The following is a 16,231-nucleotide window of genomic DNA, read 5'->3' on the forward strand; positions in this document are numbered from 1 at the left end:
AGCCTGCGTTCTACGGATGCCGTGCGTTCAGTCGCGCAAGCCGGCCGCGAGCAGCTCCACGAAGCCGATGTCCTCGTTCGCCACGCCGAAAACCTCGGCACGCAGCAGTGTCCGCTCGGCCCAGGCCCGATGCGGCTTCACCTCGTTCATCTTGTTCGTGTACGCCGATCTCAGCACACCCCCGCCGCCGCGCTCGGGGCGCAGGATGTCCTGGGCGTCCGAGAACTCCTCGTGGCTGACGACCGACAGGGCGTGCACGGGCAGCACGTGCGAGGGGTGGATGCAGGTCTTGCCCAGCAGTCCGTTGGCGTGGTCCAGGGAGATCTCCCTGAGCAGGCCGTCCATGGCGTGCTCAATCAGCTTCTCGCGCAGTTCCGCGGCCTGCACCTCCAGGAAGGGGCTCTGCCGCAGCTGCGGCTTGAACATGCGCTCCTGGACCCGGAAGTACTCCCACACCGGCCCGGTCACGGTGAAGCCGGTCCCGTCGACGCGGCCCAGCATGTTCACCACGTCGGCGATCACGGAGGCGACGATCTGCACGTCGTAGGCCGTCATGTCGGGGCCTCTGCGCAGCCCGTAGGAGGAGCAGAAGTCCGTCACGCCCAGGCGCAGGGCGAGCACGCGGTCGCGGTACTTGTCGACCGCCCGGGAGATGCCCTCCAGGGTGGCCACACGCGACTCGCGGTAGAGCAGCTCCGGCGACTCCAGCACCGGCATGGCGAAGAGGCGCCGGCCGCCTTCGGCCTCGGCGGTCGCCAAAGCCTCCAGGAAGGGTGTGCCGCGTTCCTCGGTGAACTTCGGCAGTACGAATCCGGACAGCAGCCGGGCGGCGGGCCCGAGGCGTCGTACCAGGTCGGGGATCTGCTCGGGGACGCGGACCCGGATGAAGAGCAGCGGCAGGTCCGCTCCCGGGAGGTCGGCGAGGGCCGTGAGCTGGCGGACGAGGTTCTCCTCGCCCGGGCCGACGTCCGCGTCGTCGATCGAGTCCTCCAGGCACAGGACCATGGAGACCACGCCGCGACCGGCCTGCTTGAGGATGTCGTCGGCGAGGCGTTCCCGGGTGGCCGGGCTGTAGAGCGTGGCGCCGAGGGCGGCCGAGAGCAGCCCGGCCGGCGAATCCGCGGTGAACGTGCACGGCTCGCGGTAGAAGAGACGCTTCCGCACCTCAGGGGCGATGTGCCCGAAATGACGCATGAAACTCCCCCGTGGTGGTTGTGCGACCTGCGAATCGTCGAAAGCTGGCCGGTAATAGTACGTAGAAGTCCATGGCAGAGGTTCCCGTCAGGCATGAATTTCAGGTAACGCGGGCAAGCACAGCCGAGCCCGGCCATCACGACGGTAGTCCGCGAGGGGCGTCGGCGCCGCTCGTGGCAGCGCGGGCCCCGCGTTGTCGTGAGCAGGACCGAGAAGGCAGGATGACCGCATGACGCACGCGATGCTGAAGGGGTCCAACGTCCCGCTGGAAGCCACCACGGTGCGCGCCGTGCTGCGCTGGACACCCGGGCAGGGGGTTCCGGACGTCGACGCCTCCGCGCTGCTCCTCGGCCCCGACGGTCGTGTGCGCTCCGACGAGGACTTCGTCTTCTACAACCAGCCCCGGCACCCTTCCGGGAAGGTGTGGCGGCTCGGCAAGAAGCGGGTCGCCGAGGGCCTGACCGACACGATCCAGACAGATCTCGCCGGTGTCGAGTCGGGAGTCAGCCGGATTCTGCTGGTCGCATCGGCGGACGGCGTCACGTTCGACTGCGTACGGGCCCTGCGCATTCTGCTGTACGACGCGGCGGGCACCGGCGCGGAAGCTCTGGCGTACTTCGACGTCAAGCCCGAGACGGGCGAGGAGACCGCGCTGATCTGCGGCGAGCTGTACCGGCGCGGGGAGGGCTGGAAGTTCCGGGCGCTGGGCGAGGGCTATTCGAACGGGCTTCAGGGGCTCGCGACCGACTACGGCATCTCGGTGGACGAGTCGGAGGCGTTGGAAGAGACGGCCGGACAACCGACCACGGCCGACGCGACCCAGCCCACGACCGCCGGCCCCGCACAGCCGACGACCTCCGCCCCCACCCAGCAGCCCCCGGCCCCGGCCCAGCCCTCCCCCGAGGTGTCCCGGCCGCTGCCGCCGGAGCAGCCGACCGCGGTGCCCGCGCAGCCCGGGTATGGATATCCGCCACAGCAGCCCCCGGCGACCCAGCCGGCGTACGGCTACCCGCATCCCACCAGCCAGCCCGCGTACGGCTACCCGCAGGCACCGGCGACGGCGGGCGTCACGGGGGCGCAGTCCGGCTACGGCTACCCGCAGCCGGTCGCAGCCGCGGCCCCCGACCCGGACTTCCGTCTGCCCCCGCAGGGCCCGCAGTTCATCGGTCGCTAGGCAGGACCGGCGGCCGGCACCCGCAAGGGCCCGGCCCCCGGCCCCGCTCTCGTCCCGGCCTCAGCGCTGGACCTTCGTCTTGTAGCCCCGGCCCCACTGGAGCCCCCACCCGTACAACCGGTCCAGCTCGGCCTGGAACCCGTAGACGAACTTCGCCTCGCGGCGCACGATGATCTCGTCCTTGACCTTCTCGATCATGACGACGGCGCAGGAGCGGGCCTGCGGCTGGCGTTCGTCGAGGTGGATCTCGATGCGGGGGCCGTTGCTCGGGTAGAGGGTGACGATGGCGTGGGCGCGGTCGAAGGCGGGAGTCGCGTCGTAGATGTAGACGAAGACCAGGAGCCGCTTGATGCTGTCGCGGTGGTCGAGGTTGATGTACATCGTCTCGCCGGTTCCGGAGCCGAAGCGGTCGTCGCCGCTGAGCTTGACGTACGGCGGGGCGTTGACATCGCCGAAGTAGCCGCCGAGGGGCTGGACGACGCCCTTGCTGCCGTCCTGGAGTTCGTACAGACAGCCCAGGTCGAGGTCGACGTTGACCACGCTCTGGCTGTGGCCGATGACCTCGGGCGGTTTGAGGGCCCTGAAGGGGTGCCGCAGCAGACTCTCGCGCTGCGGGCCGCCGATGTCGGAGGTGCGCATCCGCCAGCTCAGGTTGACGCGGAGATGGCCGGTGGCCGCGTCCTGTTTGGTGAGTGATATCTGCGCGCGCCGCTTGGTCAGTTCGATCGCGTTGGTTGCCGCGTGACCCGAGTCGAACTGCACATCGCCACGCCGGAGTCCGTCGAACAGGCCCATTCCGCCCCCACGTTCACTTGGTGACCGCGGGTCCTCGCCGTACCCGCGGCCCTTGACGACCGACGGGGCGGCCGCCGAGGAGTTGCCTCGGTGGCCGCCCCGCACAGAGCGTTCCTCGTCCGGAGGGGTGTCACACCCCGGACGAGACCTCAGTCTTGTCGCCCGAGCCCGCCGCTTTTCCCTCTGCCGCTGCCAGGGCGCGGTTGCGGCGGACGGAGGACCAGAAGGACCAGGCGATCAGGATGACGCCGACGGAGCCGGTGATGAACTCGTTGATCTCGTACCGGATGGTGACGAGCAGGATCATGGCGAGCGCGCCGATCGCGTAGTGCGCGCCGTGCTCCAGGTAGACGTATTCGTCGAGGGTGCCCTGGCGGACCAGGTAGACCGTGAGCGACCGGACGTACATGGCGCCGATGCCGAGGCCGAGGGCCATCAGGACGATGTCGTTGGTGATGGCGAAGGCGCCGATCACGCCGTCGAAGGAGAAGGACGCGTCCAGGACCTCCAGGTAGAGGAACATGAAGAACGCGGCCTTGCCGGCCACGACGACCGCGGAGCGCGGCTTGCCGGCCCGGACGGCCTCTTCCTCCTGCTCGTGTTCGCGTTCCTCCTCCTCTTCGAGCTTGTCCTCGAAGTAGCCGGAGAGACCGCCCACGATCATGTACGTGATCAGGCCCGCGACGCCGGAGAGGAGGACCGTCTCCGCCTTGTCGACGTGCATGCCGCCGTGCTGGTGGGCGTGGGTCGCGAAGGTCATCGCGGAGATCAGCAGGATGATCAGCGCGATGCAGACCGACAGCATGTCGACCTTGCCGAGCTTGGCCAGGGGCCGCTCCAGCCAGCCCAGCCACTTGATGTCCCGGTCCTCGAAGATGAAGTCCAGGAAGATCATCAGCAGGAACATGCCACCGAACGCGGCGATCGACGGGTGGGCGTCGGTGACGAGCTCCTGGTAACGCTCCTTGTCGGTGAGCGCGAGGTCGACGGCCTCGATCGGCCCGAGTTGGGCACTGAGGGCGACGATCACGACAGGGAAGACCAGCCGCATGCCGAACACCGCGATCAGAATGCCGATCGTGAGGAAGATTTTCTGCCAGAAGGCACTCATCTTCTTCAGGATTCCGGCGTTGACCACCGCGTTGTCGAAGGACAGCGAGATCTCGAGGACGGACAGGATCGCTACGAGCCCGAAGGCGGCCCACCCTCCGTAGAAGACCGCTGCGACCAGGCCGAGCGCGGTGACCGCGAACGACCACCCGAAGGTTTTCAGAACCACTGGCTACCCAATCGTGTGTGTACGGGTCTCTCCCGCGTCGCCGTACCCGGCTTTACGAACTTTTGAAGCCGAAGTCTAGTCGGCCCCCCTTCGCACCCCACCGGGCCCCGGCTTTTGCTCATATCGCGCTACGAGACGTTGACTCCGAAGTCCAGAGCGATGCCCCGCAGCCCCGACGCGTACCCCTGCCCGACGGCCCTGAACTTCCATTCGTCCTGGTAGCGATAGACCTCGCCGAAGATCATCGCGGTCTCCGTGGAGGCGTCCTCGCTGAGGTCGTAGCGGGCGAGTTCCTGGCCGTCCGCCTGGTTCACCACGCGAATGAAGGCATTGCTGACCTGGCCGAAGGTCTGGCCGCGTTCGTCGGCCATGTGGATGGAGACGGGAAAGACGATCTTGTCGCACTGGGGCGGCACCTTGGAGAGGTCGATCAGGAGCGACTCGTCGTCGCCGTCGCCCTCGCCGGTGAGGTTGTCACCGGTGTGCTCCACGGAACCGTCCGGGCTCTTGAGCTGGTTGTAGAACACGAACCACTCGTCCCCGAGCACGCGTCCGCCGCCGCACATCAGGGCGCTGGCGTCGAGGTCGAAAGGGGCTCCGGTGGTGGAGCGCGCGTCCCAGCCGAGCCCGACCATCACCTGAGTGAGGTTCGGTACGGCTTTGGACAGGGAGACGTTGCCTCCCTTGGCGAGCGTGACGCCCATGGTTCCCTCCCCGGGTGGTGTTTCTCAGGTGGTCCTGCACGTCCGGCGCCGCACGTAAACCGTGCGGCGCCGGACAGAGAGACCTTTGAGTGGCTCAGACGTTCACGCCGAAGTCCTGCGCGATGCCGCGCAGGCCCGAGGCGTAGCCCTGGCCGATGGCGCGGAACTTCCACTCCGCGCCGTGCCGGTAGAGCTCACCGAAGACCATGGCGGTCTCGGTGGAGGCGTCCTCGCTCAGGTCGTACCGGGCGATCTCGGCGCCGCCGGCCTGGTTCACGACGCGGATGAACGCGTTGCGCACCTGGCCGAAGGACTGCTGGCGGGTCTCGGCGTCGTAGATCGAGACGGGGAAGACGATCTTCTCCACGTCGGCCGGGACGCCCGCGAGGTTGACCTTGATCTGCTCGTCGTCGCCCTCGCCCTCACCGGTGAGGTTGTCACCGGTGTGCTCGACGGAGCCGTCCGGCGTCTTGAGGTTGTTGAAGAAGATGAAGTGCTGGTCGTTGGCGACCTTGCCCGAGTTGTTCAGCAGCAGCGCGCTGGCGTCCAGGTCGAAGTCCGTGCCGGTCGTGGTGCGGACGTCCCACCCCAGACCGATGATGACCGCGGTGAGGCCCGGCGCCTCCTTGGTCAGCGATACGTTGCCGCCCTTGCTGAGGCTGACTCCCACGAGTCCTCCATTGGTGTTCAGGGGCGGGATGCCCCGTTGTGCTCGGATGTCGGATCAACGAGTCGATCCTAGTGACGGGTTCCCGCCCCTCGCAGGCCCTGAAGCCGACAAATCAGCGGGTGTCGAGCGCATGACGCCCGACCGGCGTCACAGGGTGTCGAGCGCCTTCACGTAGTCGTTCAGGTCGCGCGCGTCCGGCAGGCCGTTGACGACGGTCCAGCGCACGACGCCCTCCTTGTCGATGACGAAGGTGCCGCGCACGGCGCAACCCTTGTCCTCGTCGAAGACGCCGTAGGCGCGCGAGACGTTGCCGTGCGGCCAGAAGTCCGACAGCAGCGGGTACTCCAGACCCTCCTGCTCGGCGAAGACGCGCAGCGTGTGGATGGAGTCGTTGGAGACGGCGAGCAGCTGGGTGTCGCGGTCGGAGAACTGCGGCAGGTTGTCCCGCAGCTCGCACAGCTCGCCGGTGCACACGCCGGTGAAGGCGAAGGGATAGAAGAGCAGCACCACGTTCTTCCGACCGCGGAAGTCGGACAGCTTCACGCTCGCGCCGTGGTTGTCCTTGAGCTCGAAGTCGGGGGCCTTCTCGCCGACCTGGATCGCCATCGCTGTGGGTCCCTTCGTGGGGCTTCTCGAATGGGACCCCACCCTACGCAGGGACCGGCGCAGACCGGTGGGCGGGCCGACGATGCCGGCCCGCCCCTTCCGTACGACTGACGTGTGGACGTGCCGTACGGCTAACGCTTCGACTTGGCGGCTTTGGGCGTCGCCAGCCGGCTGCCGCTCCAGTCCTTGCCGACGCTGACGCTCTTCGACGCCGTCAGGCCCGCCGTCGTGGCGGCTTCCGAGATGTCGCTCGGCTCCACATAGCCCGAACGGCCCGTCTTCGGCGTGAGGAGCAGGATCGCGCCGCCCTCTTCGATGTACGTGGTGGCATCGACCAGCGCATCCGTCAGGTCGCCGTCGTCGTCACGGAACCACAGCACAACGGCGTCGGCCACGTCGTCGTAGTCCTCGTCCACCAGGTCGCCCTCGACGATTGCCTCAATGGCCTGGCGGAGCTCCTGGTCCACGTCGTCGTCGTAGCCGATCTCCTGGACCACCTGCCCGGGCTGGAACCCCAGCCTGGCGGCAGGGTTCGTCCGCTCCTCCGCGTGGTCCGCGGTCGCGCTCACGGGTTGCCTCCTGATCATGTCTTGGGAAATATCTCAGCCACGCGCGTGCGCGAAGCATTGGCCGTAGTCCACACGGGCGGGGCGGATCGCGCAAGTACCCGGCCGTTCAGACCGCCGAAACGGTGACGATCCTGGCGGTGTCGCCGCAACCGCAGGCACACCATCATGGACCAAGGTGACGCACACCACACCTTTCTGCCCTGTTTGGGCGTTTGGGAATCGTCTGTGGGTACGAGACTCGAAGGTATTCGTCCCATACGTCACGGAGCCGGTCCCGCGCCCGGGTTACCGCTGGGTAGAGATGACGTTTACGGCCCCGAGGTGGACCATGGGGAGCGGCGCGGCCAGAGCGACAACGACCGGCGACCCCAGCGAAACAGCGGCCCTCGCAGGCCCTCTGACAGGTAAGGAACAGCGTGGCTTCCGCATCCGATCGCAACCCGATCATCATTGGCGGCCTTCCGAGTCAGGTTCCTGACTTCGATCCCGAAGAGACGCAGGAGTGGCTCGACTCCCTCGACGCCGCCGTCGACGAGCGCGGCCGCGAGCGCGCCCGCTACCTGATGCTGCGACTGATCGAGCGGGCCCGCGAGAAGCGCGTGGCCGTGCCGGAGATGCGCAGCACGGACTACGTCAACACCATCCCCACCAAGAGCGAGCCGTTCTTCCCGGGCAACGAGGAGATCGAGCGGAAGATCCTCAACGCGACCCGCTGGAACGCGGCCGTGATGGTCTCGCGCGCCCAGCGCCCCGGCATCGGCGTCGGCGGCCACATCGCCACGTTCGCGTCCTCCGCCTCCCTCTACGACGTCGGTTTCAACCACTTCTTCCGCGGCAAGGACGAGGGCGACGGCGGCGACCAGGTCTTCTTCCAGGGCCACGCCTCGCCGGGCATCTACGCCCGCGCCTTCCTGCTGGACCGGCTCAGCGAGCAGCACCTGGACGGCTTCCGCCAGGAGAAGTCGAAGGCGCCGTACGGCCTGTCGTCGTACCCGCACCCGCGCCTGATGCCGGACTTCTGGGAGTTCCCGACGGTGTCGATGGGCCTCGGCCCGATCGGCGCGATCTACCAGGCGCGGATGAACCGCTACATGCATGCGCGCGGGATCGCGGACACGTCCAAGTCGCACGTGTGGGCGTTCCTCGGCGACGGCGAGATGGACGAGCCGGAGTCGCTGGGCCAGCTCACGCTCGCCGCCCGCGAGGGCCTGGACAACCTGACCTTCGTCGTCAACTGCAACCTCCAGCGCCTCGACGGGCCGGTGCGCGGCAACGGCAAGATCATCCAGGAGCTGGAGTCGGTCTTCCGCGGCGCCGGCTGGAACGTGATCAAGCTGGTCTGGGACCGCACCTGGGACCCGCTGCTCGCCCAGGACCGCGACGGCGTGCTGGTCAACAAGATGAACACCACGCCGGACGGGCAGTTCCAGACGTACGCCACGGAGACCGGCGCGTACATCCGCGACCACTTCTTCGGTGACGACCACCGCTTGCGCGCGATGGTCGAGGGCATGACCGACGACCAGATCCTGCACCTGGGCCGCGGCGGTCACGACCACCGGAAGATCTTCGCGGCGTACAAGGCGGCCGTGGAGCACAAGGGCCAGCCGACGGTGATCCTCGCCAAGACGATCAAGGGCTGGACGCTGGGCCCGAACTTCGAGGGCCGCAACGCCACGCACCAGATGAAGAAGCTGACGGTCGACGACCTCAAGCGCTTCCGCGACCGCCTGCACCTGCCGATCTCGGACAAGGAGCTGGAGTCCGGCGTCCCGCCGTACTACCACCCGGGCCCGGAGTCGGAGGAGCTCCAGTACATGCACGACCGCCGCCGCTCGCTCGGCGGTTACGTCCCCACGCGCGTCGTACGGTCCAAGCCGCTGCCACTGCCCGAGGACAAGACGTACGCGACCGTGAGGAAGGGCTCGGGTCAGCAGTCGATCGCCACGACGATGGCCTTCGTACGCCTGCTCAAGGACCTCATGCGGGACAAGGAGATCGGCAAGCGGTTCGTGCTGATCGCGCCGGACGAGTACCGCACGTTCGGCATGGACTCGTTCTTCCCGAGCGCGAAGATCTACAACCCGCTGGGCCAGCAGTACGAGTCGGTCGACCGTGACCTGCTGCTCGCCTACAAGGAGTCGCCGAACGGCCAGATGCTGCACGACGGCATCTCGGAGGCGGGCTGCACGGCGTCGCTCATCGCCGCCGGCTCGGCCTACGCGACCCATGGCGAGCCGCTGATCCCGGTCTACGTCTTCTACTCGATGTTCGGTTTCCAGCGCACCGGCGACCAGTTCTGGCAGATGTCCGACCAGCTGGCGCGCGGTTTCGTCCTGGGCGCGACCGCCGGTCGTACGACCCTGACCGGTGAGGGCCTCCAGCACGCCGACGGCCACTCGCAGCTGCTGGCCTCCACGAACCCCGGCTGCGTGGCGTACGACCCGGCGTTCGGCTTCGAGATCGCGCACATCGTGAAGGACGGCCTGCGCCGGATGTACGGCGGCCCCGAGGAGCACCCGCACGGCGAGGACGTCTTCTACTACCTGACCGTCTACAACGAGCCGATCCAGCACCCGGCCGAGCCCGAGAACGTGGACGTCGAGGGCATCATCAAGGGCGTCTACCGCTTCAGCGAGGGCACGGGCGGCTCGATCCCGGCGCAGATCATGGCGTCCGGTGTCGCGGTGCCGTGGGCGGTCGAGGCGCAGAAGATCCTGGCCGAGGACTGGAACGTCAAGGCCGACGTCTGGTCGGCGACCTCCTGGAACGAGCTGCGGCGCGAGGCCGTGGCCTGCGAGGAGCACAACCTGCTGCACCCCGAGGAGGAGCAGCGGGTGCCGTACGTGACGCGGAAGCTGGCCGACGCGCAGGGTCCGGTCGTGGCCGTGTCCGACTGGATGCGGTCGGTCCCGGACCAGATCGCGCGCTGGGTGCCGCAGACGTACCAGTCGCTCGGCGCGGACGGTTTCGGCTTCGCCGACACGCGGGGTGCGGCCCGCCGCTTCTTCCACATCGACGCGCAGTCGATCGTGGTGGGGGTGCTGACGGAGCTGGCCCGTGAGGGCAAGGTCGACCGGTCGGTGCTCAAGCAGGCCATCGACCGGTACCAGCTGCTCGACGTGTCGGCGGCCGACCCGGGGGTCGCGGGCGGCGACGCATGACGCGCTAGGGGGTGCGGACGCCCCCTAGGGCCCTGACAAGGGGTGGTGAGCCTCACGGGTGCACCGTGGGCACACCACCCCTTCACGTTTCCTACGATTCGGCCATGCAGCAGCAGTCGGCCCAACTCCGTTGGGAACAGCACACGCAGCGGCCCCTCTTCGGCCTGGCCCTGGCGTTCGCCGTCGCCTATGCCGTGCCGATCGTCCGGCCCGACGCCGACCGGGACGTGGTGGAGGTGTGCACGGCCGTCGAGTGGGTGGTGTGGGGCGCGTTCGCACTCGACTACGTCGTACGGCTCGCGCTCGCCGAGCAGCGGCTGGTGTTCGTACGGACGCACTGGCTCGACCTGGGCGCGGTGTTGCTGCCGCTGCTTCAGCCGATGCGGTTGCTGCGGTTGGTGTCGACGCTGCTGCTGGTGGGGCAGCGGGCTCGGATGGCCTCGCAGATAAGGCTGACGACGTATGTCGGCGGTGCGGTGGTCGGGCTGCTGATGTTCGGGTCACTGGCGGTGCTGTCGGTGGAGCGGGACTCGCCGGACGGGAACATCCGGACGCTGGGTGATGCCGTGTGGTGGTCGTTCACGACGATGACGACCGTGGGGTACGGGGATCATTCGCCGACCACCGGGTTGGGGCGGATGCTGGCGGTGGGGTTGATGCTGTCCGGGATCGCCCTGCTGGGTGTGGTGACGGCGAATATCGCGGCGTGGTTCATCGCGCGGTTCGAGAAGGACGATGTGGAGGAGCGGCGGCAGACGGAGGCGATACGGGAGTTGACGGAGGAGGTGCGGGCGTTGCGGGGGGAACTGGCGGCGTTGAAGGGGACGTCCATTGAGTAGTGCTAGGGCATGAGAACGGCCCCCGGCTTGCCGCCGGAGGCCCTCCCTCACTTCCCCGGGTCAGAACAGCATGCCGTTGCCCGGGGTTGTCGCTCCGGACAGCCAGATGATGGCCAGGAGCGTGTCGATGGCGCCCAGGATGAGGGCGACCACGGCCGTGGCCGGGCGGGAGCCCGACCAGGTGCGGCCCATGGCGAGCCAGCCGCAGACGATCGCCACGGGGCCGAGGATGATCCCCAGCACGAAGAATCCGGCGACCGCGCAGATGACTCCGATGATTCCGAGCGTCGCGCGATCCGGCCCGGTCCGTGACCACGTCCGGCCACGTGAGCGGGGGTGCCTGCGCGTACCGTGTCCGAAGCTCGCCATCATCAACTCCCGTAAACCCTCAGTCGGTTGGGGTTCGGTTCGGGTACGACATGGCGAGTACCCCCAAAACGGGCCTCAATCCCGCTGCTTGCGCGCTGCCCCCCTCCAGCAGCACGCCGCAGCGTCCGTCCTCCATGCCCTGCGGAGGACTTGACCCACTGTGACCTGCGATGCCCGCCGGAGGGGAGGGGTCCGCGGTCTTGTTCACCCTGATAGGCGAACACCCGGGAGAGACCGTCAGATGTGCGCGGCGCCCGCGCCGGCGCCCGCGTTCTCACCGCGCTTGGTGAGGAACGCCACCAGCACCGCCACCACGGCGACGCCGGCGGCGACGAGGGACGCCGCGCTCATGCCGGAGATGAACGTGTCGTGCGCGACGCCCGTGATCTTCGCGGCGATCGCGTCCGGCGTCCCCGGCGCGACCGGCGGGACACCGACCTGGACGGCCTCGGACGCCTGGCTCTCCTGCTCCGGCGTCAGCGGCGGAAGCCCCGCCTTCGTCCAGTTGCCCGCGAGGTCGCTGTCGACCTTGGAGGCCATCACCGCGCCCAGCACGGCCGTACCGAGGCTGCCGCCGATCTGCATGGCGGCCTGCTGAAGACCGCCCGCCACGCCCGACAGCTCCATCGGGGCGTTGCCGACGATGACCTCGGTCGCGCCGACCATGACCGGCGCGAGACCGAGGCCGAGCAGGGCGAACCAGAGCGACATGATGCCGCTGCCGGTGTCCGTCTCCAGCGTCGACATCCCGAACATGGCGATCGCGGTGAACGCCATACCGCCCGCGAGCGGGATGCGGGGGCCGAACTTGGTGATCATCGCGCCGGCGAGCGGCGAGCCGACGATCATCATGCCGGTGAGCGGCAGCAGGTGCAGACCCGCGTCGATCGGGCTCATGCCGTGCACGTTCTGCAGGTAGAACGTCACGAAGAACAGGCCGCCCATGAAGGCGATGGCCATCAGGACCATCAGGACGACACCCGCGGACAGCGCCACGGAGCGGAACAGCGCGAGCGGGATCAGCGGCTCCTTCACCTTCGCCTCCCAGAAGGCGAACAGCGCGAAGCCCAGCACGGAGGCGCCGAGGAACGCCAGCGTCTTGGCGTCGCCCCAGCCCCACTCGGACGGCGGGGCCTTGATGAGCGCCCACACCAGGCAGAACACGGAGGCCGACAGCAGGGCGATGCCCAGGATGTCGAAGGAGCGCGGGGCGTTCTCGGCGCGGTGGTCGAGCAGGATCCACACGCCGAGGACGACGGCGAGGACACCGACCGGCACGTTGATGAAGAACACCGACTGCCAGTTGACGTGCTCGACGAGCACACCGCCGAGGATCGGGCCGCCCGCGGTGGACGCGCCGATGACCATGCCCCAGATGCCGATCGCCATGTTGAGCTTCTCGGCCGGGAAGGTGGCCCGCAGCAGGCCGAGCGCGGCCGGCATCAGCAGCGCACCGAAGAGACCCTGCAGAACGCGGAAGGTGACGACCAGCGCGATGCTGTCGGACAGACCGATGGCCCCCGAGGCGGCGGCGAAGCCGACGACGCCGATGAGGAAGGTCTGCCGGTGACCGAAGCGGTCGCCGAGTTTGCCCGCGGTGATCAGGGAGACCGCGAGGGCGAGGAAGTATCCGTTGGTGATCCACTGGACCTGGGCGAAGGTCGCGCCGAGGTCCTTCTGTATCGCGGGGTTGGCTATGGCCACGATGGTGCCGTCGAGGGCCACCATCATGACCCCCACAGCGACGGTGATGAGGGTGAGCCAGGGGTGCCCCCGCAGCCCCTTGCCCGGCGTCGCGCCCGACGGCGTCGCCGGTGCCTTGCCCCCCGACCCCGTCGTGTCGATGGTGGTCTGACTAGTCATGCCTCGAGGCTAATGACAGCCACTGACAATTGACAAACCAATTCACAAGTCGGTAACTGACACGACACTCCCCTATAGCCTGAACTGGGCAAACCCTTCAGAGAAAGGCACCTCTTGAACCTGCGCGAACGCAAGAAACAGCGCACACGGGACGCGCTGCTGCGGGCTGCCCTGGAACTGTTCGCCACGCGCGGGTACGAGGAGACGACCGTCGACGACATCGCCGCCGCCGTCGACGTGTCGCAGCGCACCTTCTTCCGCTACTTCGCCGGCAAGGAGGAGACGGCGTTCTACGTGCCGCGGCTCGCCGAGACGCAGGTCGTCGAGGCCGTACGGGCCCGGCCGCCGGGCGAGGCCCCGCTGGAGGCGCTGCGCCGGGCCGTGCTGGAGAGCTGGGACACGATCAACGAGACGATCGAGGAGATCGTGCCGGTCGACCTCCATATGCGCGTGTACCGGGTGATCGAGTCGACGCCCGCGCTGCTCGCCGCCCATCTGCGGCGGGCGGCGGAACTGGAGGAGGAACTCGCCCGCATCATCGCCGAGCGCGAGGGGCTCGACGTGGACGCGGATCCGCGGCCCAGGATCGTCGTGGCCCTCTTCGGCGGAGTGATTCGTGTCACCGAGCGGCTGTGGTCCGCGGGAGACGACCTCAGCCTCGAGGGAATGCGCCAACTGACCGCCACCTACCTCGATCAGGTGGGTCCGGCCCTGGCCGGGAACTGGCGTACGGGACAGTCCCCTTAGCACATACACCGAAACGTGATCCCGGTCACTTGGCTAACGCGAGACCCTCTCGTTCTCCTAGTGTGTCCTTTCAGTGACTTCCTTCGACACCACCCCGCAACTGAACGTCTGGCGCGCACTGCTCGCTCTGGCCGTCGTGTTCGTGATGCTGGCGACCAGTGGTTGGACGGCCCTGCGCAACCAGCGGGGCGACACGCCGCTCCAGGCCTCGCTCTCCGCCTGGGAGCACGGCCGGATCGACGGTCTCCGGCTGCCGGACCCGCAGTCCCGGCCGACGAAGCTGGCCCGTTTCTTCGCCTCGCTCACCGAGCGGGACCGCGCGAGCCTGGTCCACAAGTACCCGCTCGCGGTCGGCAATATGAACGGCGCCCCGGTCGAACTGCGCTACCGCGCCAATCGCATCGCGCTCGGCCAGGCACGCGAGGTCGAGCGGGAACGCATGCACGACAGCCGCCTCACCGCGGCCGGGAAGCACGAGGCCGGCCGCCGGATGCACCGCTTCGAGGACCTCATGGAGAAGGGCCGCCACATCCTCGCCTTCGACCCCGAGGGCTCGGGGCGGGTGGCGGAGGTCTTCGGCGACCTGCGCGAGGCGGACCGGGTCTCGGTCGTCGTGCCCGGCGTGGACACCGACCTGCTCACCTTCCAGCGCACCCAGCGCAAGTACTCGGCGCCCGTCGGCATGGCCGAGTCCCTGTACGCGGCCGAGCGGGCGGCGAGCCCCTCGACCCGTACGGCCGTGATCGCCTGGGCCGACTACACGGCCCCCAGCGGACTCGGCATCGACTCGGCCACGGCGATGCGCGCCGAGGAGGGGGCGGTACGGCTGAACACGCTGGTGCGGGCGCTGCCGGGCAGCTCGCCGGTCTCACTGTTCTGCCACAGCTACGGCTCCGTGGTGTGCGGGGTCGCCGCGCACTCGCTGCCGGGCCGGGTCTCCGACATCGCCGTGGCCGGCAGCCCCGGCATGCGCGTCGAGAAGGCCGCCCAGCTGCACACCACCGCCCGGGTGTGGGCGATGCGGGACGCCGACGACTGGATCCAGGACGTGCCGTACCTGGAGGTCGGCGGGCTGGGCCACGGGGCCGATCCGGTGTCCACCGGGTTCGGTGCGCGGGTGCTGTCGGCGCAGGGTGCGAAGGGTCACGCCGGCTACTTCGAGCCGGGCACGGCAAGTCTGATGAATTTCGCAGAGATCGGCGTCGGCGCATACCGCTCGGTGCACTGCGCGCACGAAGACGGCGTCTGCCGGACCGGTTTGTCCGGCACGGCGGCGGCCTGACGCGCGTAGAGGCGAAGAAACTGCGGTCTGCTCGGGAGGGGGACGGAGGAGCGCGTGCCGCATACGATGAGCCGCATGGGTGACGTACTGGCCGGATTTCATGCCGCCTGGGAGTTCGAGTCCGACTCCGTGCTCATCCGCTACGAACGGGGGATTCGAACACCCAAGCTTTTCCAGGCCCTGGGGGAACGTCGCGTGCCCCTGGAGGCGATCGCCGGGGTGACACTGACGCGCGGGAAACGCGGCACGGTGGTGCTGCGTGTCGAGCCGCGGCCCGGTGCGGATCCGTTGATGGAGGCGGCCGCCGGGCAGCTCAAGGACAGCGGCGATCCCTACCGGCTGGTGCTGCCCGCCGAGCGGGAGGTCCTCGCGGAGTACTACGCCGAGGAACTGCAGGGGCTGCTGACGGAGTCCGGGCCCGCGGACCGGTTCCTCGTGGAGCCGCCCAAGGGGCCGTTGTCGTTCAAGGCGTACGACGGGAAGGCCTCGTTCGACGGGCGGACCGTGAACTTCCGGTGGTTCTGGACGGGGGCGTCGTCGGCGAAGTGGAAGGCCGGGGACCAGAGCTTCTCCGTCGGGGAGCTGAACGGGGTGGAGTGGCGGTCGCCCGAGGTCTTCGAGGGGCATCTGCGGTTGCTGCGGCGCGATGGGGCGGGGGCGGAGGCTGCTGCGCAGGCCGACCAGGATCCTGCCGCGGTGGTGTTCGGGCTGGGGTACGGGCCCGTGCATGAGTCACTGCCGTTCGCCGCGGCGGTGTTGGCGGCGGTGCGGACGTCGAGCCCGGTGGCGGCCGTGTCCGCGGCCGGGCCGCGCCGGGATCCTGCGGATATCGCCGAGCGGATTCGGCATCTCGGGGAGTTGCATCAGGCCGGGTTGGTGACCGATGAGGAGTTCTCGGTCAAAAAGGCTGAGTTGTTGGCGGAGCTTTAGCGTCTGCGGGGTGCTGCGCGCCGGCGAGCGCGGGTTGAGTGTGGCC

15 protein-coding genes are annotated in these 16,231 nt (G+C 68.7%); 6 read left to right on the forward strand and 9 right to left on the reverse strand.

Translation table 11 applies throughout. From position 1 onward, the window contains the following. Positions 1-27: 27 nt before the first annotated feature. On the reverse strand, positions 28-1,194 hold the full coding sequence (locus PV963_RS13905) for an HpcH/HpaI aldolase/citrate lyase family protein (protein ID WP_274815990.1): 1,167 nt from the start codon (positions 1,192-1,194) through the stop codon (positions 28-30). A gap of 229 nt (positions 1,195-1,423) precedes the next feature. Between PV963_RS13905 and PV963_RS13910 the strand changes: the two genes are divergently transcribed. Continuing rightward, complete coding sequence (locus PV963_RS13910) at positions 1,424-2,368, forward strand: TerD family protein (RefSeq protein WP_274815991.1); 945 nt, start codon at positions 1,424-1,426, stop codon at positions 2,366-2,368. A gap of 60 nt (positions 2,369-2,428) precedes the next feature. Here PV963_RS13910 and PV963_RS13915 read toward each other — a convergent pair whose 3' ends face one another. The 6 genes from PV963_RS13915 to PV963_RS13940 form a co-directional block, all read right to left on the reverse strand. Further along, positions 2,429-3,163, reverse strand: a complete 735-nt coding sequence (locus tag PV963_RS13915; protein ID WP_274815992.1) for a TerD family protein — start codon at positions 3,161-3,163, stop codon at positions 2,429-2,431. A 130-nt stretch (positions 3,164-3,293) separates the two neighbouring features. Next, complete coding sequence (locus PV963_RS13920) at positions 3,294-4,442, reverse strand: DUF475 domain-containing protein (protein ID WP_274815993.1); 1,149 nt, start codon at positions 4,440-4,442, stop codon at positions 3,294-3,296. A gap of 128 nt (positions 4,443-4,570) precedes the next feature. Beyond that, on the reverse strand, positions 4,571-5,146 hold the full coding sequence (locus PV963_RS13925; RefSeq protein ID WP_274815994.1) for a TerD family protein: 576 nt from the start codon (positions 5,144-5,146) through the stop codon (positions 4,571-4,573). 94 nt (positions 5,147-5,240) lie between these two features. Further along, entirely contained in the window at positions 5,241-5,816 is a 576-nt protein-coding gene (locus PV963_RS13930) for a TerD family protein (RefSeq protein ID WP_274815995.1), read from the reverse strand. Positions 5,817-5,963: 147 nt separating this feature from the next. Continuing rightward, positions 5,964-6,422 (reverse strand): peroxiredoxin, encoded by a 459-nt coding sequence (locus PV963_RS13935; protein ID WP_010048511.1) that lies wholly within the window; start codon positions 6,420-6,422, stop codon positions 5,964-5,966. Between the two features lie 131 nt (positions 6,423-6,553). Beyond that, a complete protein-coding gene (locus tag PV963_RS13940; RefSeq protein ID WP_274815996.1) occupies positions 6,554-6,991 on the reverse strand; it encodes a DUF3052 domain-containing protein in 438 nt (145 codons plus the stop codon). Between the two features lie 416 nt (positions 6,992-7,407). On the opposite strand from PV963_RS13940, the gene aceE reads away from it, so the two are divergent. After that, a complete protein-coding gene (aceE, locus tag PV963_RS13945; RefSeq protein ID WP_274815997.1) occupies positions 7,408-10,155 on the forward strand; it encodes a pyruvate dehydrogenase (acetyl-transferring), homodimeric type in 2,748 nt (915 codons plus the stop codon). A gap of 104 nt (positions 10,156-10,259) precedes the next feature. Then, positions 10,260-10,994 carry a potassium channel family protein gene (locus PV963_RS13950; protein ID WP_274815998.1) on the forward strand — a complete coding sequence of 245 codons (735 nt, stop codon included), beginning with the start codon at positions 10,260-10,262 and terminating at the stop codon, positions 10,992-10,994. A 60-nt stretch (positions 10,995-11,054) separates the two neighbouring features. Here PV963_RS13950 and PV963_RS13955 read toward each other — a convergent pair whose 3' ends face one another. Then, on the reverse strand, positions 11,055-11,366 hold the full coding sequence (locus tag PV963_RS13955; protein WP_274815999.1) for a small hydrophobic protein: 312 nt from the start codon (positions 11,364-11,366) through the stop codon (positions 11,055-11,057). A gap of 234 nt (positions 11,367-11,600) precedes the next feature. Then, entirely contained in the window at positions 11,601-13,226 is a 1,626-nt protein-coding gene (locus tag PV963_RS13960) for an MFS transporter (RefSeq protein ID WP_274816000.1), read from the reverse strand. A gap of 114 nt (positions 13,227-13,340) precedes the next feature. Between PV963_RS13960 and PV963_RS13965 the strand changes: the two genes are divergently transcribed. From PV963_RS13965 to PV963_RS13975, 3 genes are all read left to right on the forward strand, one after another. Then, the gene (locus tag PV963_RS13965; RefSeq protein WP_274816002.1) at positions 13,341-13,973 is read left to right on the forward strand and encodes a TetR family transcriptional regulator; all 633 of its coding nucleotides are present in this window, start codon (positions 13,341-13,343) and stop codon (positions 13,971-13,973) included. A gap of 73 nt (positions 13,974-14,046) precedes the next feature. Then, positions 14,047-15,255 carry an alpha/beta hydrolase gene (locus PV963_RS13970; RefSeq protein ID WP_274816003.1) on the forward strand — a complete coding sequence of 403 codons (1,209 nt, stop codon included), beginning with the start codon at positions 14,047-14,049 and terminating at the stop codon, positions 15,253-15,255. 75 nt (positions 15,256-15,330) lie between these two features. Then, positions 15,331-16,185 carry a DUF4429 domain-containing protein gene (locus tag PV963_RS13975; RefSeq protein ID WP_274816004.1) on the forward strand — a complete coding sequence of 285 codons (855 nt, stop codon included), beginning with the start codon at positions 15,331-15,333 and terminating at the stop codon, positions 16,183-16,185. Positions 16,186-16,231: the final 46 nt, after the last annotated feature.

This window comes from Streptomyces coeruleorubidus (genome assembly GCF_028885415.1).
In the GTDB taxonomy this organism is placed as follows: domain Bacteria; phylum Actinomycetota; class Actinomycetes; order Streptomycetales; family Streptomycetaceae; genus Streptomyces; species Streptomyces coeruleorubidus_A.

Bases quoted from the DNA above. Each gene is read 5' to 3' on its own strand.
- PV963_RS13905 (WP_274815990.1), bottom strand. From the start codon at position 1,194: ATGCGTCATTTCGGGCACATCGCCCCTGAGGTGCGGAAGCGTCTCTTC.
- PV963_RS13910 (WP_274815991.1), top strand. From the start codon at position 1,424: ATGACGCACGCGATGCTGAAGGGGTCCAACGTCCCGCTGGAAGCCACC.
- PV963_RS13915 (WP_274815992.1), bottom strand. From the start codon at position 3,163: ATGGGCCTGTTCGACGGACTCCGGCGTGGCGATGTGCAGTTCGACTCG.
- PV963_RS13925 (WP_274815994.1), bottom strand. From the start codon at position 5,146: ATGGGCGTCACGCTCGCCAAGGGAGGCAACGTCTCCCTGTCCAAAGCC.
- PV963_RS13935 (WP_010048511.1), bottom strand. From the start codon at position 6,422: ATGGCGATCCAGGTCGGCGAGAAGGCCCCCGACTTCGAGCTCAAGGAC.
- PV963_RS13950 (WP_274815998.1), top strand. From the start codon at position 10,260: ATGCAGCAGCAGTCGGCCCAACTCCGTTGGGAACAGCACACGCAGCGG.
- PV963_RS13955 (WP_274815999.1), bottom strand. From the start codon at position 11,366: ATGATGGCGAGCTTCGGACACGGTACGCGCAGGCACCCCCGCTCACGT.
- PV963_RS13960 (WP_274816000.1), bottom strand. From the start codon at position 13,226: ATGACTAGTCAGACCACCATCGACACGACGGGGTCGGGGGGCAAGGCA.
- PV963_RS13975 (WP_274816004.1), top strand. From the start codon at position 15,331: ATGGGTGACGTACTGGCCGGATTTCATGCCGCCTGGGAGTTCGAGTCC.